The organism is Kitasatospora sp. SolWspMP-SS2h (genome assembly GCF_003259315.1).
GTDB lineage: Bacteria > Actinomycetota > Actinomycetes > Streptomycetales > Streptomycetaceae > Kitasatospora > Kitasatospora fiedleri.
Window position 1 is genome coordinate 53577 of record NZ_QLLT01000017.1, and the last position, 21492, is coordinate 75068.

Annotated in this window: 16 protein-coding genes; 7 read left to right on the top strand and 9 right to left on the bottom strand. The window is 74.4% G+C overall.

Going from position 1 to position 21492, the window contains the following annotated elements; genetic code table 11:
• Nucleotides 1–463: 463 nt before the first annotated feature.
• The 3 genes from K353_RS21645 to K353_RS21655 form a co-directional block, all read right to left on the bottom strand.
• Complete coding sequence (locus tag K353_RS21645) at nucleotides 464–886, bottom strand: ATP-binding protein (RefSeq protein ID WP_111555206.1); 423 nt, start codon at nucleotides 884–886, stop codon at nucleotides 464–466.
• Between the two features lie 100 nt (nucleotides 887–986).
• Nucleotides 987–1478, bottom strand: coding sequence for a VanZ family protein (locus K353_RS21650; protein WP_233533732.1), 492 nt, complete (start codon nucleotides 1476–1478; stop codon nucleotides 987–989).
• Nucleotides 1479–1834: 356 nt separating this feature from the next.
• Complete coding sequence (locus tag K353_RS21655; protein ID WP_111555208.1) at nucleotides 1835–2008, bottom strand: CsbD family protein; 174 nt, start codon at nucleotides 2006–2008, stop codon at nucleotides 1835–1837.
• Between the two features lie 149 nt (nucleotides 2009–2157).
• Here K353_RS21655 and K353_RS21660 point away from each other — a divergent pair, with 149 nt between their 5' ends.
• Nucleotides 2158–2328, top strand: coding sequence for a hydrophobic protein (locus tag K353_RS21660; protein ID WP_100835002.1), 171 nt, complete (start codon nucleotides 2158–2160; stop codon nucleotides 2326–2328).
• A 388-nt stretch (nucleotides 2329–2716) separates the two neighbouring features.
• Here the strand turns inward: K353_RS21660 and K353_RS21665 are convergent, their stop codons facing one another.
• On the bottom strand, nucleotides 2717–4099 hold the full coding sequence (locus K353_RS21665; RefSeq protein ID WP_158585457.1) for a choice-of-anchor A family protein: 1383 nt from the start codon (nucleotides 4097–4099) through the stop codon (nucleotides 2717–2719).
• A 257-nt stretch (nucleotides 4100–4356) separates the two neighbouring features.
• Between K353_RS21665 and K353_RS21670 the strand changes: the two genes are divergently transcribed.
• Nucleotides 4357–5280: a phosphorothioated DNA-binding restriction endonuclease gene (locus K353_RS21670; protein ID WP_111555312.1), complete on the top strand. Its 924-nt coding sequence runs from the start codon at nucleotides 4357–4359 to the stop codon at nucleotides 5278–5280.
• Between the two features lie 102 nt (nucleotides 5281–5382).
• Here K353_RS21670 and K353_RS21675 read toward each other — a convergent pair whose 3' ends face one another.
• Nucleotides 5383–7599: a SpoIIE family protein phosphatase gene (locus K353_RS21675; protein ID WP_111555210.1), complete on the bottom strand. Its 2217-nt coding sequence runs from the start codon at nucleotides 7597–7599 to the stop codon at nucleotides 5383–5385.
• Nucleotides 7600–7663: 64 nt separating this feature from the next.
• Nucleotides 7664–8062 carry an STAS domain-containing protein gene (locus tag K353_RS21680; protein WP_111555211.1) on the bottom strand — a complete coding sequence of 133 codons (399 nt, stop codon included), beginning with the start codon at nucleotides 8060–8062 and terminating at the stop codon, nucleotides 7664–7666.
• Between the two features lie 482 nt (nucleotides 8063–8544).
• Here K353_RS21680 and K353_RS21685 point away from each other — a divergent pair, with 482 nt between their 5' ends.
• From K353_RS21685 to K353_RS21705, 5 genes are all read left to right on the top strand, one after another.
• Nucleotides 8545–12546 (top strand): SpoIIE family protein phosphatase, encoded by a 4002-nt coding sequence (locus K353_RS21685; RefSeq protein ID WP_233533745.1) that lies wholly within the window; start codon nucleotides 8545–8547, stop codon nucleotides 12544–12546.
• A complete protein-coding gene (locus tag K353_RS21690) occupies nucleotides 12546–12836 on the top strand; it encodes an STAS domain-containing protein (RefSeq protein WP_111555213.1) in 291 nt (96 codons plus the stop codon). Before K353_RS21685 ends, K353_RS21690 begins: the two co-directional genes overlap by 1 nt.
• A gap of 132 nt (nucleotides 12837–12968) precedes the next feature.
• Complete coding sequence (locus K353_RS21695; protein ID WP_146616535.1) at nucleotides 12969–13862, top strand: MEDS domain-containing protein; 894 nt, start codon at nucleotides 12969–12971, stop codon at nucleotides 13860–13862.
• Nucleotides 13863–13954: 92 nt separating this feature from the next.
• A complete protein-coding gene (locus tag K353_RS21700; RefSeq protein WP_111555215.1) occupies nucleotides 13955–14905 on the top strand; it encodes a sensor histidine kinase in 951 nt (316 codons plus the stop codon).
• A 530-nt stretch (nucleotides 14906–15435) separates the two neighbouring features.
• Nucleotides 15436–17514 (top strand): discoidin domain-containing protein, encoded by a 2079-nt coding sequence (locus K353_RS21705; protein WP_370447630.1) that lies wholly within the window; start codon nucleotides 15436–15438, stop codon nucleotides 17512–17514.
• 132 nt (nucleotides 17515–17646) lie between these two features.
• Here the strand turns inward: K353_RS21705 and K353_RS21710 are convergent, their stop codons facing one another.
• The 3 genes from K353_RS21710 to K353_RS21720 form a co-directional block, all read right to left on the bottom strand.
• The gene (locus tag K353_RS21710) at nucleotides 17647–18816 is read right to left on the bottom strand and encodes a hypothetical protein (protein WP_111555217.1); all 1170 of its coding nucleotides are present in this window, start codon (nucleotides 18814–18816) and stop codon (nucleotides 17647–17649) included.
• Between the two features lie 194 nt (nucleotides 18817–19010).
• Nucleotides 19011–19949, bottom strand: a complete 939-nt coding sequence (locus K353_RS21715) for a DUF389 domain-containing protein (RefSeq protein ID WP_111555218.1) — start codon at nucleotides 19947–19949, stop codon at nucleotides 19011–19013.
• A gap of 265 nt (nucleotides 19950–20214) precedes the next feature.
• Nucleotides 20215–21477, bottom strand: a complete 1263-nt coding sequence (locus K353_RS21720) for a benzoate/H(+) symporter BenE family transporter (protein WP_111555219.1) — start codon at nucleotides 21475–21477, stop codon at nucleotides 20215–20217.
• Nucleotides 21478–21492: the final 15 nt, after the last annotated feature.

The following is a 21492-nucleotide window of genomic DNA, read 5'->3' on the forward strand; positions in this document are numbered from 1 at the left end:
CGGGGCCGCGCCGCCCCGGGCCGCGCGCCCACCGCCGCCACGCCCCGCCGGGCCACCCCGGCGAGATCGTCCACGGCTCCCACCTCGGTGCCCGCTGCGGCCGGCCCATCCACCCGGCCTGATCGCGGGCCGGGGATCGGCGGCAGCGCGGGCCGCGCCGGCCCGGATCGGATGGACCCGGCCTCGCCCGCCGCACATCGCCCCGGGCGCGGCCCCGCCACCACGACCGAGCAGGACCAGGCAGCACCCGGCCCGGCCGCCGGGCCCCGGCACCCGCCCGCCCGGCCACCCTGCACGAACCGGGCACCGTCCTGCCCCGCTACGGCCCGCCCGGTGATGCCTCGGTGCGGGGCGCGCGGGTGCGGGCGAGGGCCGCTGCGGTGCTCGACCGGCCGTCGACCGCATCGCCTCTGCGGGCGTGCGGCGCTGTCGCGCCGGTGTTCTCCGGCCGCCGGGGCGGATCTCAGTGGGGAGGGCGGCCCGGGCGGTGGAAGCAGGCGGTGACGGTCTTGCCGTGCCCGTCGGCGCGGGCGTTCCAGTCGTCGGCGAGGGCGTCGACCAGGGCCATACCGCGGCCGGAGGTGGCGTCGGGGCCGGCTTCGCGCGGGCGGGGCAGGCGCGGGGAGTCGTCGTGGACGCTGACGTACAGGCAGGAACCGTCCCAGGTGAGGACGAGGTTCGCGGCGCTGTGCGCGTGGCGGTGGGCGTTGGTGAGGAGTTCGGAGACGGTGACGAGGACGTCGTCGGCGGTCTCGGCGGCGTGCTCGGTCCAGCCGAGTTCGCCGAGGTGGCGGCGGGTCCAGGCGCGGCCGGCCGCGATGCTGCTGGAGAGGGGCAGCGTCCGGGCCCAGCCCACCGCTCTGACGGCTGCTTCGGGTTCTTCCACGGCCTGCGTCCCTTCGAGGGGTGGAGAGCCGCGACCGACTGCGCGGCCCTGCTGCGGAGTTGACCGTTCCCGGCCCGGCGCGCCGGGCCGGGACACGGGGTCAGTCGGTCCGTGCCAGGACGGGTTCGGCGCCCGGCGGGACCTGCTGCCCGTGGGGGTCGGCGGGGTGTCGCGGTTGCTGCGGGACGGCGGCGTCCGGTGTTCGACCCCGTCGCACCACCCGGACGAGCCGGCGCCCCAGGAGGAGGTAGCCGAGGACGGCGCCGCCGGTGTTGAGGATGATGTCGTCGACGTCGAAGGCCCGGCCGGTGAGGAGCGCGCCCTGGACCAGCTCGACCAGCAGCATCAGCGCCGCGGTGGCCAGCAGCACCCGGAACAGCCCGCGGGCCTTGGGCCAGAGCACCGGCAGCAGCAGTCCGAACGGCGCGCCGAGCAGGACGTTCCCGCCCACCTGCCGGACGGCGTCCGGCACGGTGGCGTGCCGCAGGTAGTGGCGCAGCGAGTTGCCGGGCCGCAGGTTGTCGTGGACGTGGCCGACCGCGCCGGGCTCGGGCACCAGGGTGATCCGGGCCAGCGCGGCCGCGAAGGCCACCGACGCCAGGAGGGCGGCGACCAGGACGAGCCACCGGGCCGCGACCGCGAGCCACCGCCGCCTCCCGGCCGGCTCGCGGCCGACCGCAGGCGCGACCTCACCGTCCCCGACGGCCCGGCCCCCCGTACGGGGCCGCGCCCTGTCCGGCGGCGCCGCGTCACGTTTCCGGCCGGTCACCTGCTCGCCCGTCCCCACGTACCCGCCCTGCGGTCGCCTCCCGTCCGCACCGACGATCCTCGCTGCCACGCCTTCCCCTCTTGCTCACCTGCCCGCGCAGTGGTGCGCGGCTCTTTCCGGGTGCGTCGGTGGGGCCCGCCCGGTGGCCGGGCGGGCCCCACCGACCTCCTGCTGGGTGGTCAGTCCTTGAACGCGTCCTTGACGTGCTCGCCGGCCTGCTTGAGGTCGCCCCTGGCCTGGTCGACCTTGCCCTCGGACTCCAGGCGCTCGTTGCCGGTCACCTTGCCGGCGGCCTCCTTGGCCTTGCCCTTGGCCTTGTCCGCCATGTTGCCGATCTTGTCGCCCGCGCTCATCGGATTCTCCTCGTCGCTATTGGCTTGCACGGTGCCCCCACCGTGGTGTCGGACCCAGCGCATGCCCGCCCGGACGGTTCCGATTCATGTGAATATTCGGCCGACCCGGGGGCATCCGGCGCTCCGACAACGACTGCGTGGAGGTCACCATGGTTCCCCTTCTTCTCGTCCTGCTGCTGGCCCTGATCCTGTTCGGCGCCGGCTTCGCGCTCAAGGCCCTGTGGTGGGTCGCGATCATCGTGCTGGTGGTCTGGGTGGTCGGCTTCGTCGCCCGCGGCACCAACGCCGGCGGCAGCCGCGGCCGCTGGTACCGCTGGTAACCGAACACCACACCGGCACCAGGACGACCAGGCATCCGGCGGGGCCCGCGCATCAGCGCGGGCCCCGCTCCCGTATGCCCACCCGCCCCGCCGGGACCGGCCACCGCACCACGGCGCCGGGTCGGCCGACCGGCCGGGCGGGATCCGCAGGTGTGGGACGGCGATCCACGGGTTAGGCGTCCTCGCGGCGGGGCGGGGCCGTCTCCGCGTCCTGAACCAGCGCGACCTCCGGGCCCCGCCCCGCCCCTTCCCCCCGTCACCGTGTCCTTTGGGGTCCTTTGGGGGTCCGGCGCGGCCTGTGGCGCGGTCGGGGAGGAGCGGTCGCTCACGCCGGCCTCGCCCCGTATGGCGTGGGGGCCGGGGGTGTGGTCCGGTTCCGGTGCGGGTTTCAGTGGCGGCGACGGCGGGAGGCGCGCAGGGCCAGGGCGCCTGCGGCGGTGGTGAGGAGGCCGGCTGCCGCGATCCAGCGGGTGCCGGTGTCCGCGCCGGTCTGCGCGAGTTGTTCGCCGGGTGCGGGGGAGGGGCCGGCGGGTTGCCGGGGGGAGGCACCGGGGGTGGCCGGTGTGCTGGGATTCGCGGTCGTGCTCGGGCTGGAGGGGGTCGATCGGCTCGGGCTGGTGCTCGGGCCGGGGCCGTTGTTCGGGCTCGGGGTCGCGCTGGGGGTGGGGCTGGGGCTGGGGCTGGGGGTGGAGCTTTCGCCGTCGCAGGAGACGTGTGCGGTGAAGGGGAAGTAGTGCATCTCCCCGCCGCTGGGGCCCGTGTTCGTCCGGGAGCCGTGGACGAGGGACTCCACGACGATGTCGCCCTGGATGTTGCTCGCGTCGAGGTCGGTCAGGCGTGCCGAGGGGGCGTAGAGGGTGCCGTTGATGGTGTCGCCGGAGGCGTGGGTGATCGACGTGGCGTCGGGGAAGTCCCACAGCAGTGCGGAGATGCCGGCGGGGTCGAGGCCGGCGAAGGTGGGGGAGTTCCAGGCGAGGGCGTGGCCGGTGGCGTTGGTGTCGACCACGATGACGAGCGGGGCGGCGGTGGTGGGCTGGTCGAGGAAGGTCAGCTGGCCGATGCGGTTGAGCTGGGTGCCGGTCAGGCGCAGGACGTTGGTGCGGTCGGCGGTGAGGTGGATCTTGACCTGCGCGCCGGGTGGCAGGTCGTTCTGGTCGGGGTAGGGGTTGCCGTTGCCGTCCAGGAGCTGGACGTTCTCGGCGCAGGCGGCCATGGCGGTGGCCCGGGTGCGGAAGGCGGTGAAGCGGGCGTCGAAGTCCGGCAGGCTGCCCCGGGTGACGGCGGCGGCCGGTTGGCGGGCGCTCAGTTCGATGCGCGGGGTGCTGTCGTAGCCGGAACCGGCGGCGACGACGTGGGTGGCGACGGCGGCGCCGTTGGCGTCGGTGGTCAGCACGCCGGCGCCGGTGGGGTCGCCGATCTTCACGTAGCCGTCGCCGAGGACCTTCAGCACGCCGGTGGGATCGCTTCCCGGGAAGTCGACCCGGCCGCCGACCAGCAGGCCGGTGGGCCGCGCGTCGCCGTCGGCGGTGTAGCTCCCCGCGGTGTTCAGCGCGACGTTGTACCCGGCGCCGAAGGAGAGGTTCCCGCCGACGGCGACCGGACCCTCCGACTCGGTGCTGCCCAGCAGTGCGTCGTGGTGGATGAACACGCCGAAGCCCTCGGTGCCGTCGAGGGGGTTGCCGTCGTAGGCGGAGGCGGTGGGCGCCGCGACGGCCACGAGGCCGGCCGCGCACGCCAGAACCGGGACGAACCGACGGGAAAATTTGATCATCATATGACGCTAAGTGATACCTCGTTGCCGCAGGTGACCGCCGCGCCGCGGTGCCGCCGTCCGATCCCGTGCGGGCGGTGACCGGTCCCGGTGCGGGAACCCTCGCCGATGCGCAGCCCGGGGGGAAGAACCGGCCCGGGGAACGTCGGGGGAGGCTGCGTCCGTCTCGACGAGCGGTGGCGCGGATGCGGCCTGGCACCGGGGGCGCCCCGATCCCGGGGCCGGGCGCCGACGTCTCCGGCATAGGCTGGTCCGTCATGGACTGGCCGGAGCGCGTGGCGAAGCTGAGACGGTGGACGAGCAGTGGCGTCCGGGCGCCGCACAAGCCGCTGCTGCTGCTGTACGCGCTGGGCAGCTACCAGCGGGACGCCGACGGCGGGCTGCGGTACAGCGTGGTGGAGGGGGAGTTGAAGCGGCTGCTGGAGGAGTACGGGCCGTCCCACCCGACCACTCCCGCGTACCCGTTCCACCACCTGGTCAGTGACGGTGTGTGGGAGGTCGGGACCGACCGGGGGCCGGGGAGTCCGGGCACCGGCGTGGGAGTGCTGCGCTCCAGTGGCGCGACCGGGCGGCTGGCGCCCGAGCTGCGGGCGGCGCTGCGGAGGGAGCCGGCGCTGCTGGGGCGGCTGGCGCGGGTGCTGCTGGACTTCCACTTCCCGCCGTCGCTGCACACCGAGCTGTGCGAGGCGGTCGGGCTCGACCTGGACCTGGCCGACACCGAGGAGGTGCGGGGCGGCGGGCGGGAGCGGGCGGCGCGGCGGCAGCGGGACCGGCGGATGCGCGAACTCGTGCTGACGGCCTACGAGTTCCAGTGCGCGTTCTGCGGCTACGACGGGATGCTGGGCGCGAGCGCGGTCGGGCTGGAGGCGGCGCACGTGCGGTGGTGGTCCTTCGACGGGCCGGACGAGGTCGACAACGGGCTGTGCCTGTGCTCGCTGCACCACAAGCTCTTCGACAAGGGCGTGCTGGGCCTGGGCGAGGGGCACCGCGTCCTGGTCTCCCGGCACTTCGTCGGCCGCGGCGAGGCCAGCAGGCAGCAGGTGCTCGCCCTGACCGGACGCCCGGTCATCGGCCCGCAGCCGGGCGTCCCCCCGGTCGCGGACCGGCACCGCGCGTGGCACGCCGCCCAGGTCTTCCGCGGCGAGCCCCGGCCGATCCCGGACCCGGCGCCCACCGGCTGACCGGGCCCGACCGGCTGACCGGCCCCGACCGGCCGCCCGCGCTGACCACGGCGGCTGGTGCGGGGCGCCGGGGGTTCCGGCGCGGCGGGCGTCCGCGGTGCGTCACCCGTCGGCGGACGCGGTGGCGGTGGCGGTGAGGACGAGGACGGCCTGGTCGTCGTCGGTGCCGCTGTCGCCGGTGAAGGCCCGGACCGCCTCGACGACCGTGGCCAGGACGGCCGGCGCCCCTCTGCCCGCGACGGGGGCGGGGGCGAGGGCGTCGAGGAGGCGGTCCTCACCGAACTGCTCCCCGTCGCCGTCGCGGGCTTCGGTGATGCCGTCGGTGTAGAGGACCAGGCTCTGGCCGGGGTCGAGGTGGAGGCGGCGGGTCTCCAGCCGGGGGCGGGGCATGATGCCCAGGAGCAGGCCCTCGCTGTGGACGGGGCGGGTGTCCTCCGCGGTCAGGTGGAGGGGCAGGGTGTGGCCGGCCCTGATGAGTTCGATGTCCAGCCCGGTGGCCGTGGGGACGAAGTGGCCGTAGACGAGGGTGACGAAGCCGGTGCCGTTCTGGTTGTGCCAGGCGGTCAGCGCGCGGTTGACCGCCTGCACGACGGCTTCCGGGTCGGCCAGCAGCGGGGCGACGGCGCGGGCGGTGTTGCGGACGAGGGCGGTGGTGGCGGCGGCCCGGGCGCCGCGTCCGCTGACGTCGCCGAGCATGAAGGCCCAGCGGTCGCCCTCCAGCGGGAAGACGTCGTAGAAGTCGCCGCCGACCTCCAGCCCCTCGCCGGCCGGATGGTAGTGGGTGGCCACTTCGGCGCCCGGCAGGTCCGGCAGGTCCGGGAGCAGGAGCCCGGCCTGGAGGTCCCGGGCGAGCGCGGCGCGCTGGGCGTACTGGAGGGCGTTGCGGGCCGCGGAGGCGGCGCGGCGGGCGAGTTCCTCCGCCAGGACGACCGTCCGTCCGTCGAAGGTGCGGCCGCCGGTGCTGAGGAGGGTCAGCGTGCCGAAGAGCCGGCCGCCGTCGGTGAGCGGGACGCACAGGTAGGCGGTGACGTCGAGTTCGGCCCAGGGGCCGGCTTCGGTGGGGGGCCGGCGGGCGACCTCGCTGAGGCCGGAGTCCAGGACGCGCGCGGCCGGGCCGTCCGTCGGGTCGTCCTGGCCGTGGGAGGCCAGCAGGCGCCGGGCGGGTTCGTCGGGAGCGGCCGTGGCGACGCGGCGGAGCCGGCCGGTTTCGAGGACGTCGACGGCGCTCAGCGGGGCCAGGTCGGGGACGCACAGGGTGGCCAGGCGCTTGAGGACCTCGGTGTGGTCGAGGTCGGCGCTCAGGGCGGTGCTGGCCCTGAGGAGGAACGCCAGGTCGTCCCGGGCCGCCTTCTCCCGGGCTTCGGCGGCCGAGCGGCCCTGCTCGACCTGGTGGCGTTCGATGGCCAGGGCCGCGGTGTCGGCGAACACGCCAGCCAGTGCGAGGTCGGCTTCGCTCGGGCTGCTCGGCGTGCGGTGGTACATGGCGAAGGTGCCCAGCAGGCGTCCGTCGCGGGCCAGGATGGGAGTGGACCAGCAGGCGGCGAGCCGGGCGCGTCCGGCCAGGTCGCGGAAGTCGTCCCAGGAGGGGTCGGTGGCGATGTCGGAGACGATGACCCGTCGGCGCCGGTGGGCGGCCGTCCCGCAGGAGCCCACGCCCTCGCCGGTGGCGATGCCGTCGATCGCCCGGTTGTAGAAGGCCGGCAGGCTGGGGGCCGTGCCGTGGCGCAGGTGGCGGCCGTCCTCGTCGGCCAGGAGCACCGAGACGAGCACCCCCGGCGACAGTTCCTCGATCGCCCTCGCCATCCCCTCCAGGACCTCGGACAGGGGGGCCTGGCGGGCGATCTGCTCCAGCAGGACGCGGTGTTCGGCGGTCAGCCGCTGGGCGTGCTTGACCTGGGTGGTCTCCACCCCGATCATCCGCACTCCGGTGACGTTCCCCCCCTTGTCGCGCCGGGGTTCGTACGTGAAGTCGAAGAACGCCTCCCGGGCCCGTGCGCCGAGGCCCAGCACGACCCGTACGTCCCGGCCGGTGTGGGAGCGGCCGGTGCGGTACACGCGGTCGAGGAGCGCCAGGAACCCCTGCTCGGCGAGCTCGGGCAGCAACTGGCCGATCGGCAGGCCGGTGCGCGGCCGGTCGGCCCGGCCGATGGCGGTGAAGAACGCCGGGTTCGCCGCCTCCAGGAGGTGCGCGGGGCCCGCCATCGAGGCGAACACCGCCGTCGACTCGCCGAACAGGGCGCGCAGGTCGGTCTCGGTGCTCGGGCCGCCGGCCGTCGCGGCCGGACCCACCCGGTCGGAGTGCAACGGGGTCTCGGTCATCCTCTTCCTCCTCCCCGTGTCCCGGTGGTCGGGCCGGTGGGAGCGCGGCGCGTGCCCCCCGGCCTCATCGGATCTCGCCGGCCGGGAGCGGCGCGCCCGCCTCCGGCGCGGGGGCCAGGGCGTCGAGCGCGGAGTCCAGCGTGGGCCGGAAGGTGAAGAGTTGGTCGAGCCCGACGATGCGGAAGACCCGCATCAGGTCGCTGTTGGGCCCGACCAGGACGAAGGGGGCGCCGGTGTCCCGCGCCAGGTTGTAGGCGACGACGAAGGTGGTGATGCCGGTGGAGTCGCAGTAGGTGAGGCCGGAGAGGTCGATCACCACGGGGTTGTCCGGCCCGAAGGTCGCCTCTTCGACGAGCCGGGTCAGCTCCGGCGCGGTGTGCTGATCGAGTTCGCCGTCCGCGCGCAACACGTCCACCCCGGAGGGGTGCTGGAGCCGGGCGGCGGTAAAAGTACGATCGGACACCTTTTCTCCTGTGCGGGTAGCAGGGGGCTGCCTCCGTCGAACGGTACGGGACGGGCGGCACCCGACGACAACCGCGCCGCTCCCGGACGGGCACCGCGCCGACCGGCCCGCCGGGACGAGCCGCTCCGCACCGGCCGTCGCAGCGCGGCGGGTGCGGCTGCCCCGCTGTTCCGTACGGTCCTCGCCGACCGCGAACACGACTGATCTATCCTACGGAACGAGTCAAGGTCCCCTCCCGCTCCAGGCTCACGAAAGGGTGCTCAGTGACACGTGCGGACAATGGCGGGAGTGGCGGGAGTCCCGCGCCGTCGACGGCCGGGAACGAGGTCCTCGCGGCCGGGAACGAGGTCTTCGCGGCCGGCGGGAGCGTCGGCGCGGACCTGGCCCGGGTCGACTGGTCGGCCACGCCGCTCGGTGAGCCCGAGCACTGGCCGCAGAGCCTGCGCACCGCGGTGCGCATCCTGCTGTCGTCGAAGTTCTCCATGTGGATGGCCTGGGGCGAGGAGCTGACGTTCTTCTGCAACGACGCCTACCGGCGCGACACCCTCGGCCAGAAGTACCCGTGGGCCCTGGGCCGCCCCTCCGACGAGGTGTGGGCGGAGATCTGGGGCGACATCGGCCCGCGCATCGACGCCGTCCTCACCACCGGGGAGGCGACTTGGGACGAGGGGCTGCTGCTGTTCCTGGAGCGCTCCGGCTACACCGAGGAGAGCTACCACACCTTCTCCTACAGCCCGCTCCACGACGACGCCGGCACTCCCGTGGGCATGCTGTGCGTGGTCAGCGAGGACACCGAACGGGTCATCGGCGAACGCCGGATGGCCACCCTGCGCGACCTGGGCTCCGACCCCAGCGTGGTGCGGACCGAGCAGGAGATGCTCGACTTCGCCGCCGCGCAGCTCGGCCGCAACCCGCACGACCTGCCGTTCACCCTCACCTACCTCGCCGACGACGAGGGCGGGGCCCGGCTCGCCGCGGCCACGGGCATACCGGCGTCCCACCCGGTCGCCGCGCCCCGGCTCCGGGCGGGCACCGACCCGCTGTGGCCGGTGGCGGCCGCGGCCCACGGGGAGGGCGCCCTGGTCCCCCTGGCCGGCGCGCCGTTCGCCGACCTGCCGACCGGGGCCTGGGAGCAGCCGCCCGTGCAGGCCCTGGTGGTCCCCCTGCTGCAACAGGGCGGCGCACCCTACGGGTTCATGGTGGCGGGCCTGAACCGCTACCGGGAACTCGACGACGGCTACCGCGGGTTCGTCGAGCTGGTGGCCGGGCACGTCGCCGCCGGCGTCGCCAGCGCCCGCAGCTACCAGGCGCAGCAGCGGCGGGCCGAGGAGCTCGCCGAGCTGGACCGGGCCAAGACGACGTTCTTCTCCAACATCAGCCACGAGTTCCGCACGCCCCTGACCCTGATCATGGGGCCGGTCGAAGAGCTCCGGAACCGGCTCGCCGACGCGGACCCGTACGTGCGCGAGGAACTCGACGTCGTCCACCGCAACGGACTGCGCCTGGGCCGGCTCGTCAACACCCTGCTCGACTTCTCCCGGATCGAAGCCGGCCGGATGCAGGCCAGCTACGCGCCCGTCGACCTCGCGGCGGTCACCCGGGAACTGGCCAGCGTGTTCCGTTCCGCCGTCGACCGGGCCGGCCTGGACTTCCGCGTCGACTGCGCGGCGCTGCCCGAACCGGTGTACGTCGACCGGAGCATGTGGGAGAAGGTGGTCCTCAACCTCCTCAGCAACGCGCTGAAGTTCACCTTCGACGGCTCGATCACGGTGGCGGTGGAGGCGCGGGACGGCGAGGCCGTGGTCACCGTCGCCGACACCGGGATCGGCGTGCCGGACGAGGAGATGCCCCGGCTGTTCGAGCGGTTCCACCGCATCGAGAACGCCCGCTCCCGCTCCAACGAGGGCAGCGGAATCGGCCTGGCCCTGGTGCAGGAACTCGTCGGCCTGCACGGCGGCTCCATCACCGCGGCCTCCGTCGAGGGGGAGGGGACCCGCTTCACCGTCCGCCTGCCGTTCGGGTCGGCGCACCTGCCCGCCGAGGCCCTCCTCCCGGGTGACGAGGCCCTCCTCCCGGGCGACGGGGTCCTTCCCGCCCCCGCCGCGGACCCCTACCTCCAGGAGGCCCTGCGCTGGCTGCCCGGCGAGCAGGGCGCCGCGCCGTCCGGACGAACCGCCCCCGCCCTCCCGCGGGCCGACGACGACGCGCCCGCGGCCGGGGCGGCGCTCCCGGCGCGGGTACTGGTCGCCGACGACAACGCCGACATGCGCGAGTACCTCGCCCGCCTGCTGCGCGGCGCCGGGTACCGGGTCGACGAGGTCCAGGACGGACACCAGGCGCTGGGCGCCGTCCGCGCCGACGCGCCCGACCTGGTGATCAGCGACGTCATGATGCCGGGCCTGGACGGCCTGGCCCTGGTCGGCGCGCTGCGCACCGACCCCCGCACCGCGTCGGTGCCCGTGCTGCTGCTGTCGGCCCGCGCCGGACAGGAGGCCTCCATCGAAGGCCTCCAGGCGGGCGCGGACGACTACCTGGTCAAGCCGTTCGCCGCCGCCGAACTCCTCGCCCGGGTCCGCGCCAACATCGAGCTCTCCAAGCTGCGCAACCAGCACGCCCGCTGGCGCACCGCGCTGGTCGACTCCCTCCAGGAGGCCTTCTTCGTCTGCGACGAGGACGGCACCGTGGTCGAGATCAACGCCGCGTTCGCCGACATCCTCGGCTACGGTCCCGAAGGACTGCCCTACCGGCCCGTGCACCCGTGGTGGCCCGACGCCGCCACCGACCCCGAGGCGCACCGCCGGGTGACCGAGGCCTTCCAGAACCTGCTCGAAGACAGCCGGGGCAGCTACACCATCCCCGTCACCCACCGGGACGGGCACCGGCTGTGGGCCACCGCCACCTTCAACCAGGTCCACGACCCCGACACCGGCCGCACCGCCATCGTCGGCACCTTCCGGGACGTGACCGCCGAGCACTACGCCATCCAGCGCGAAAGCGCCCTGGCGGCCCTGGGCACCTGCCTGTCGCGAGCCGCCAGCGTGCCGGAGGCGCTGACCGGAGCCCTGGCCGAGCTGGGGAAGCTCTGGAACGCCCGCCACGTCGAGGCCGTCGTCTTCGACCAGGACGACCGGCCGACCCTCACCGCGACCGACGCCGACCTGACCTGGCAGCACCTGCCCGCCGAACACCGCCGGACCCTCACCGAACTGCGCCGGCAGCCCCTGCTCACCGCCACCGCCGGGCAGGACGGCGCGGGCGTCACCCTGGAGCACCCCGACGGGCGACTGGTCCTCTGGCTCGACCTCGGCGGCCACCGGCCCTTCACCGGCGAGGACCAGCTCCTGCTGTCCCTGCTGGCCAGCCACCTCGCCCAGGGCCTGGCCCGTGCGCACCAGATCGACCAGCAGCGCGAGACCGCCATCGCCCTGCAGCGCGCGATCCTCGGCCCCTCCCACCTCCCCGACGGCTTCGCCGTCCGCTACGAGCCCGCCACCCGGCCCCTGGAGGTCGGCGGCGACTGGTACGACACCGTCACCCTGCCGGACGGCCGCATCGGCATCGTCGTCGGCGACTGCGTCGGCCGCGGACTCGAAGCGGCCAGCGTCATGGGCCAGCTCCGCAGCGCCTGCCGCGCCCTGCTGCTGCAGGACGCCGACCCCGCACAGGTGCTGACGGCCCTGGACCAGTTCGCCGCCAGCGTGCCGGGCGCGGCCTGCACCACCGTCTTCTGCGGCGTCCTGGACCCGGAGACCGGCCGCCTGACCTACTCCAGTGCCGGACACCCGCCGGGCATCCTCGTCCAACCCGACGGCACCACCCGGCTGCTGGAGGGCGGCCGCTCCCTGCCGCTGGCCGTGCGCCCGCGCAGGCCGCGCCCGGAGGGCACCTGCACCATCCCGCCCCGGTCCACCCTGCTGCTGTACACCGACGGTCTCGTCGAGCGCCGCCGCCGGCCCATCACCGCCGGCATCGGCCAGGCCGGCGAGGCCCTCCAGGACGGGCGCAACACGGCCGTCGACGACCTCGCCACCGACGTCATGTCCCGCCTGGCGCCCGCCGACGGCTACGACGACGACGTCGCCCTGCTGCTGTACCGCCACCCCGCCCCGCTGGAGATGTCCTTCCCCGCCGAGTCCTCGCAACTCGCCCCCGTGCGCAGGGCGCTGCGGGGCTGGCTCGCGCAGTGCGACCTGCCCCAGGCGACCGTGCAGAACATCCTCGTCGCCGCGGGCGAGGCGTGCGCCAACGCCATCGAGCACGGCCACCGCGACGCCCCCGGCGACACCGTCTACTTCCGGGCCGAGGCCTTCGTCGACAACCTGCACCTGACCATCGTCGACACCGGGCGCTGGAAGCCGCCCCAGCCCGAGCACAACACCCACCGAGGACGCGGCATGGGCTTGATGCGCGCCCTGATGCAGCACGTCAGCGTCACTCCCGGACCAGCCGGAACCACCGTCGACATGCACACGAGGATCGCCTGATGACCACGCCCCTGACCCTCACGCCCGGCCGGCGGCCCGACGGCACGGCCGTGCTCACCGCCGTCGGCGAGATCGACATGAGCAACACCGCCGACCTGGCGGACGCGCTCGACCGCATCCAGGGCCCCCTCGTCCTCGACCTCAGCGCCGTCGAGTACCTCGACAGCGCCGGCCTGAGCGTGCTCTTCCGCCACGCCGACCGGATCGAGCTCGTCGCCAACCCCCTCCTGGACCCGATCCTGGCCATCTCCGGCCTGGCCGACGTCACCGCCGCGGACAGCGGTCCGTGAACCCGCCGTCCGGAGCCCCGGCCGGTGCCCCGGCCGGGGCTTGACGAGCCGACGATAGACTGGCGCGGGCACGCCACTGGGCCATCGGACCAGGGCGGCCCCAGGAGGGGCGGTACGAGCCGTGTGGTCGAGGTGACGAAGCGCATCACCGGGGATCGCCAGGTCCAGGACATGGGCCAGGGCGACCACCTGTGCCTGGCGTTCGACGACGACGAGGAGCAGCGCCGCGTCGTCACCGCCTACCTGCGCGACGGGCTGGAGCGCGGCGAGCGGGTGGTGTACTACGCCGACCAGTGCGCCCCCCGGCAGGTGCTGGACTGGTTGCGCGCGGCGGGGACCGACCCCGGTGCGGCGCTGTCCGACGGGCGGCTCCGGGTCACCACGGCCGACGCCGGCTACCTGGCCGCCGGCCCCTTCGACCCCGACGTGATGGTGGCCGCGCTGAACCGGGAGGTCGCGGACGCCCTGGCGGCCGGCTACACCGGCTTCCGGGTGAGCGGCGAGATGGGCTGGGCCCTGCGCGGCGTACCGGGCGCCGAGCGGCTCGCCGAGTACGAGCGGAAGGTCGACGCCGTGTTCGCCGCGGGCCGCGCGTCGGCGATCTGCCAGTACGACGCCCGGCGGTTCGACGCGGCGGCCCTGCACGCCTTCGGCCGGGCCCACCCCGGCCTGGTGGAAGCCGTCCCGCTGCACAGCAGCTCGACGCTGCGGCTGGTGCCGTCCTTCCACCGGGGCCGGCGCTCGCTGCGGGTGGAGGGCGACGTGGACTTCCACTCCGCCGAGGCGCTCGCCGCCGCCCTCCGGACCGCCGAGGGGTGGCCCGGCGACATCACCGTGGACACCGGGGACCTGCACTTCCTCGACCTCGCCGGGATACGGGCCCTGGTGCGCACCGCCGAACGGCTCTCCCCGGGGCGGCGACTGCACATCGTCGACCTCGATCCGATGCTGCAGCACGTGATCAGCGTGGTCGGCTGGGACCAGGAGCCGGCGCTGGCCGTCACCGCGCGGGAGACGGCCGGATGACCGCTCCCGCAGGCTCGCGCGGCCCCCGCCCCGAGCCGGGGCGAAGCCCAGAGCCGGGGCGGCACCCTGAGCCGGGGCGAAGCCCAGAGCCAGTGCGAAGCCCCGAGCCGGGGCGGCGCCTGACGCACCAGGCGCTGGTCTACGGCAGCGACGAGGAGTTCCTCGCCGCCGCGGTGCCGTTCTGCCGCGACGGGCTCGACCGGGGGGACGCCGTCCTCGTGGTGACCACCGGCGCCAACACCTCCCTGCTGCGCCAGGCCCTGGACGGCGACGCCGCCCGGGTGGAGCTCGTCGACGCCCTCGACTGGTACCGGGCGCCGGGACGCACGCTGGGGGCCTACCACCGTTACGTCGACCGGTGCACCGCCGACGGCGCGTACCGGCAGGTGCGGGTGATCGGCGAGTCGGTGTGGCACGGCCGGGACCCGCTGGAGCGGGCCGAGTGGACCCGCTACGAAGCGGTGATCAACGCCGCCCTCGCCAGTTGTCCGGCGTGGATCGTCTGCCCCTACGACACCCGGGTGCTGCCCCGCGACGTGGTGGACGGAGCCCGTCGCACCCACCCGGAGTCGGTGACCGGCCGAGCCGCGCACCCGAGCGGCCGCTACGCCGCTCCCGACGCCGTGGGCGCTCCCTGGACGCGGCGGCTGTCCGCGGTGGCCGCCGAGGGCGAGCGGGCGGTGCTGCGGTTCGGTGACGATCCGGCTCCCGCGCGGGCCTTCGTCACGGAGCGGGCCGCCTCCCTGGGGCTGGACGACAGGGGCGTGCAGCGTCTCGTGTTCGCGGTCAACGAGATCGTCACCAATGCCGTCCAGTACGGGGGCGGCGGGCAGCTGACCCTGTGCCGTTCCGGTCACCGCGTCGTGTGCGACGTCACCAGTCCCTCCCGGGGGAGCGTCGACTGGTACCTGGGCTACCTGCCCCCCGATCCCCGGCAGCCGCGCGGGCACGCCCTGTGGGTGGTGCGCCAACTGTGCGACCTGGTGGAGATCGACTCCGGTCCGGAGCTGACCACCGTCCGCCTGCACCTGAGCCCGTCCTGACGGTGTGCCGGTCCTCACCGGGCACCTGATCGGGCGGGTCGTGGGGCGGAAGCTCAGGAGAGTCAGGGAGAGCGCTCTCCCGCGGGAGGGATCGCACCCCGTCCGCACGTTCTGCGGCGGCCACCCCGGCAGGCAAGGGATAGTTCGACTCTTGAACGGAAAGTCACCCGGCCGCTCCCGAGTTCATCCGTCAGGCCGCTCCGGTTCTATGGCAGTTGCCCGCCCTGGGCGACTGCACCGCCTCTTCGGGCAGGGCCCGCGTCGGCCTTTCACTGAGTCAATCTTGTGTAGCGCAAAAGGGTTTCGTGGGTGCGGATTGCGTGGAATGCCGGGTCCGGTGTCCGAATAGCGGTATCCGACGCACCGGTCAACGATCAATGTTTCGAAGCCTGTTCACTTCGTTGACGCGACCGCAACAGGGGCGCAATCATCGCGATATGAGAGAGCGCTCTCTCAGTCAGGACCACTCCAGGAGAGATGCTGTGACAGGTAGCCCCCCACCTCGCGCCCTCGCCGCACCACCCCGCACGCTGGTCTTCGCGTTCGTCGCCGTCCTCATCGCGACCCTCGTCCTCGCCGTGAACCAGGCCGCCCCCGCCCGTGCCGAGGGCACCCTGCTGTCGCAGGGGAAGACCGCCACCGCCTCGTCCACCGAGAACGTCGGAACGCCGGCCTCCTCGGCGGTCGACGGCAACGCCGGCACCCGCTGGTCCTCCGCCGCTTCCGATCCGCAGTGGCTCCAGGTCGACCTCGGCGGGACGGCGACCCTTACCTCCGTCGTCCTCACCTGGGAGAACGCGTACGCCAAGGCGTACCAGATCCAGACCTCCGCCGACGGCGCCACCTGGACGAACGTCTACACGACCACGACCGGGCGGGGCGGCTCCGAGAGCCTGACCGTGAACGGCACGGGACGCTACGTCCGCATCCTCACCACCCAGCGGGCCACCCAGTACGGCGTCTCGCTCTGGGAGTTCCAGGTCTACGGCACGGCAGGCACCGGTACCGGCACCTGCTCGACCACCAACGCCGCCCTGAACCGGGCCGCCACCGCCTCCTCCACCGAGAACGTCGGAACGCCGGCCTCCTCGGCGGTCGACGGCAACGCCGGCACCCGCTGGTCCTCCGCCGCCGCCGACCCGCAGTGGCTCCAGGTCGACCTGGGCTCCGCGCAGAACGTCTGCGGCGTCCAGCTGTCCTGGGAGAACGCGTACGCCAAGGCGTACCAGATCCAGGTCTCGGCGGACGGCGCCACCTGGAGCACCGTCTACTCGACGGCCGACGGCCGCGGCGCGACCGAACTGATCACCCTGTCCGGCACCGGCCGCTACGTCCGGGTGTACGGCACCCAGCGCGCCACCCAGTACGGCTACTCGCTCTGGGAGTTCCAGGTCTTCACCGGCGGCGGGGGCGGCAACCCGGGCAACCCGGGCGGCGGGAAGACCCTGCTCTCGTACGGCAAGCCCGCCACCGCCTCGACCTTCCAGGACAGCGGCAACTGCCCGGGCTGCACGCCCGCCAAGGCCTTCGACGAGGACCCGGCGACGCGCTGGGCGACCAGTGACGTCAACGGCTGGGTCGACCCGGGCTGGATCGCGGTCGACCTCGGCGCGACCGCGCACGTCACCCAGGTCGTGCTGCAGTGGGACCCGGCGTTCGCCACCGCCTACCAGATCCAGGTCTCCCCGGACGGCACCAACTGGACCAGCGTCTACTCCACCACCACCGGCAAGGGCTTCAAGGAGACCCTCAACGTCGACGGCACCGGCCGGTACGTGCGGATGTACGGCACCGCGCGCAGCAACGGCTACGGCTACTCGCTGTGGACCTTCGACGTGTACGGCACCGGCGGCAGCCCCACCGCGCCGCCCGCCCTCCCGCCGAACCCGGCCAACCCGCCGCGCCTGGTGTGGAGCGACGAGTTCAACGGCGCCGCGAACACCAAGCCGGACCCCGCCAAGTGGACCCAGGACCCGGGCAACGGCCAGAACGGCGAGCTGGAGCTCTACACCAACGGTGACAACACCAACCTGGACGGCAACGGCAACCTCGTCATCGAGGCCCGCAAGGAGGCCAACGGCCAGTACACCTCCGGCCGGATCAACACCCACGGCCACCTCGACTTCACCTACGGGCACGTCGAGGCCCGCATCAAGGTCAGCGGCACCCAGGGCCTGTGGCCCGCGTTCTGGATGCTCGGCTCGAACTTCAAGTCCGGCACGCCGTGGCCGAACTGCGGTGAGATCGACATCATGGAGCACGTCGGCAAGGTCGCGGACTCGGTGTACTCCACCCTGCACGCCCCGGCCTACAACGGCGGGAACGGCTACGGCTCGCCGTACACCCTCGCCGGGTCGGACTTCGCCTCCGCCTTCCACACCTACGCCGTCGACTGGGACTCCACCCACATGACGTTCGCGGTGGACGGCCACAACTTCTTCACCGTCGACCGCGCGACGCTGGAGCAGACCCGTGGCCCCTGGGTGTACGACCACCCCTTCTACATCATCCTCAACAACGCCGTCGGCGGTGACTGGCCCGGCAACCCGGACGCCACCACCGTCCTGCCGCAGAAGATGATCGTCGACTACGTCCGCGTCTCGCAGTGACCGAGGGCTCCGGGACCGGCCGACCGATCCGGTCCGGCCGGTCCCGGAGCCACTTCCCGCCCGGAGCCGTCGGCGCCGGCGCGGACGTTCCCGGCGTGGACGTCCCCGGCCGTCGGCGCCGGGGTGTGCCGGTCAGATGAGGCGGTCGCTGCGGGCGGCGGCGGTTTCGCGGACGAGTCGGGCGAAGCGTTCGCGGCTGCGCCGCTGGTGTTCGGCGGCCCGTTCGTCGTCGTCCCGGTCCCCGGTGTCGCGGCGGTCGTCGTCCTCGTCGGGTCCGTCGTGCGCGCTGTGCAGGAGCCAGCAGCCGTGGATGCCGGCGAGGAGGTCCTCCAGCAGGTCGCGGGCGGGGCGCTTGGGGTCGAGCGGGGTGAGGCGGACGGCGACGTCGTCGAGGTCGGGGTGGTCCTCGCCGGTGTGTTCGGCGACGGTCTCCTCGAAGTCCTCCAACTGGTCGCGCAGGGCGACGGGGTCCAGGAGGAGGCCGTCGGTGATGTGCATGGCGTGGCGGACGAGGGCGGCGACGGCCTCGTACGGAGTGGCGCCGTCCTGGATGAGGCCGAGAACGAGGGTGGGGGTCTCGTGGGGGAGTGCTTCGATGTCGTCGGCTTCGAGGACGACCTGGGTGGGGTCCTCGCCGGAGGCGTCGGCGGCGACCTCGGCCGCGGCGGCGAGCCAGTGCGCGGCGGCGACGGCGGCCGCGGTGGGGTCGACGGCGGAGAACAGCGCGGTGGGGCCGAACGGGTCCTGCTGGAGGAGGTGGTCGGCGGCGGCGACCTGGACGGGGGAGGCGTCCTCGCGGCTGAGGAGGACGGCCTGCTGGGCGCGTCCGGTGAGGTCGCCGAGTTCGGCGCTCTCCACGGCGGCGAGTTCCAGGGCCGCCTCGGCCCGGACGGCCTCCGCCAGGGCTTCGCCGCCCGGGCCGCCCGGGTCGTGCAGGCCGTGCAGGGCCCGTCCGGCGCGGTGGGCGGATTCGACGAGCGGGCTGTAGGAGACCGTCATCGTGCCGCCGTGCGGCAGGTGGGGCGCCGCGATCGCGTCGTGGACCTGGTTGAACGCCTCGCGTTCCCTCTCCCGGCGCCAGCCCTCTCCGTCGGGCTCCGGGGAGCCGGCGGCGCTGGACGGATGGGTGTACGTGCGCCACGCGGCGTCGGACAGCTGGGTGAGCGAGCGGGCCAGGGCCAGCAGCGCGGAGGTGTCCGCGTCGTCCGGCAGGGCGGCGATCCGCCTGGAGAGGTCGCCTTCCCCGGTGCCCCACGAGGCGACCAGTTCACGCCGGTCGAGATCGACGCTGTAGCGCGTCATGGGCCGTACCTCCCGTGCCTGTTCCTGCGTGCCCCGTGGCACCCGGCAAGTCTGACGTACCGGCAGGCTGCCGGGCGTGAGGTCCCGGCTCGGACCGGCGAAGCCACCTGCCTGGTGCCACCTGCCCGGTGCATGGTGCCCGGTGCCCGGTCCGGGATCGACCGTCGCGGCCGGGAGCCCGGCACGGCCGTGCTTCATCCCCGGCCCGGGCCCCGGCGGGCGAGGCGCCAGGCGCCGTGCTGGACCAGCAGGGTCAGGACGCCGGCCAGCACGATGCCGGAGAGGTTGAGGGCGAGTTGGACGGCGGAGCCCCAGGCCTGGGCGTACTCGCCGTAGGCGAGGGCGACGGCGGCGTTCGCGGCGGCGGGGACGGTGGTGACCGAGATCGCCACGCCGACCAGGGCGGAGGCCTTGGCCGAGGTGAGCGAGAGCAGACCGGCGACCCCGGCCAGGAAGGCGACCACGAAGGACATCGCGTCCGGCTGCCAGATGAAGGAGGTGTTCGGGCGGTCGGCGGCGAACCGGGCGTCACTGAACAGGCCCAGGGCGTCCATCAGCAGCGCGAAGCCCACGGTGAGCGCCACCGCCGCGGCGAAGCCGACGGCCAGCGCCAGCAGCGAGCGCAGCGCCGGGCGCAGCCGCCGCTGCACCACCGCCACGCACAGCCCGGCGAGCGGGCCGAACTCGGGGCCCACCGCCATCGCGCCGACCACCAGGATCGCGCTGTCCAGCACGGCGCCGCAGGCCGCCAGCATGGTCGCCACCGCCAGCAGGGCGAGGAAGACCCCGCTGAGCGTCGACTCCTCGTGGACGACCTCGGACACCTCCTCCCACACCAGCGCGTCCACGCCCTCGCCCGGGGCGTCCCGTTCCGCCTCGTCCGCCGCCCGGGAGAGGACCAGCCCGGCCTCGTCCATGCTGATCGCGCCGCGTTCGGGAAGGCCCAACTCCTTCAGCTCGCCCAGCAGTTCGTCCACCGCCTCGCGCGCCACGTCGCACAGCACCAGGTCCCCGGCCGGGCGCACCGCCCCGCCCGGCAGCACCGCCACGTGGGCCACCCCGACACAGGCGTCGAGCCGCGCCATGACCGGCTCGCGCAGGTCGGTGGGGACGATCAGGCGGAGCTGGAGCACGGAATTCCTCCGGACGGCGGTGACGGGCTGCGCCCACCCTAGAGCCCGCCGCCCGTTGCCCGCCGCCCGCTCGACCCCGCCGGGCGGGCCGCTCCTCCCGGACCCGTGGCGGTGACCGCGATCGTCCGGGCCGCGGAACGGCCCCCTCCGTGGGGCCCGGGCGTCCTCCCTGTTCGGACAGGTGCGCCGCCGCGGCACCGGGCGACGCCGTGCGGTGGTGTCGGCGTACCGCCCGGCGCGGTGCCCGTCGGCCGCCCGTACGGCTTCAGCGTGCGGCGGGGGCGGGTCGGCGCGGGTGACGGCGGGTCAGGACGGTGTGGGTGGCCAGGCCCAGGAGGAGGCCCCAGAACGGGGCGCCGATGCCGAACAGGGTCATGCCGGAGGCGGTGGCCAGGAAGGTGACCACCGCGCCGTCGCGGCCCCGTTCCTCGGCGACGGCGGAGGCCAGGCTGCTCTGGAAGGAGGCCAGCAGGGCGACGCCCGCGATCACCGCGATCAGGGCGTGCGGCAGGCCGGTGAACAGGCTGACCAGGACGCCGCCGAAGCTGCCGACCAGCAGGTAGAGCAGGCCCGCGGACATGCCGGCCACGTACCGTCGGCGGGGGTCCGGGTGGCTCTCGGGGCTGGTGCAGATCGCCGCGGTGATGGCCGCCAGGTTGACGCCGGGCGAGCCGAACGGGGCGAGTAGCACCGACAGGCCGCCGGTCGCGCCGACCAGCAGCCGGTCGTCGGGCGCGTAGCCGGAGGCCCGCATGATGCCGAGGCCCGGGGCGTTCTGCGAGGCCAGCGCGACGATGGTGAGCGGCAGGGCCAGGCCGACGGCGGCGGGCCAGGAGAACGCCGGGGTGGTCCAGACGGGGTGGGTGGGGCCGCCGGAGCCCAGGTGCAGCGGGAGCCCGACGGTGGCCGCGGCCAGCAGCGCGCCCGCGAGCAGGGCCAGCGGGACGGCGTAGCGCGGCAGCAGGCGCTTGGCCAGCAGGAAGACGGCGAAGCTGCCCAGCACCAGGGCGGGAGCCGCGCGCAGTTCGGTGAAGATGCCCGCGCCGAAGGCGAACAGGATGCCGGCCAGCATGGCGTTGACGATGCCGGTCGGGATCGCCCTGATCAGCCGTCCGAACAGGCCGGTGACGCCGAACAGCGCGACGGCGGCCGAGCTGAGCAGGAACGCGCCGACCGCCTCCGGGTAGGGGTACGCGCCGAGGCTGCCGATCAGCAGGGCCGCGCCGGGGGTCGACCAGGCGGCGATGACGGGGGTGCGGGTCCACCAGCTGAGCAGCAGGCAGGTCAGTCCGCTGCCGATCGACACCGCCCAGATCCAGGAGGCGGTGTGCGCCTGGTCCAGGTGTCCGGCGGCGGCCGCGGCGAGCACCACGACCAGCGGGCCGGAGAAGGAGACGGCGATGCACACCAGGCCGGCCAGCAGGGCGGGCACCGAGGCGTCGCGCCGCAGCGAGGGCCGGTCCGGCGGCGGGGCGGGGGACTCGACCGGGGCGGGCCCGACGGGAGCTGCGGTCCGATGATCTGACATTGCAGCAGTATCCCG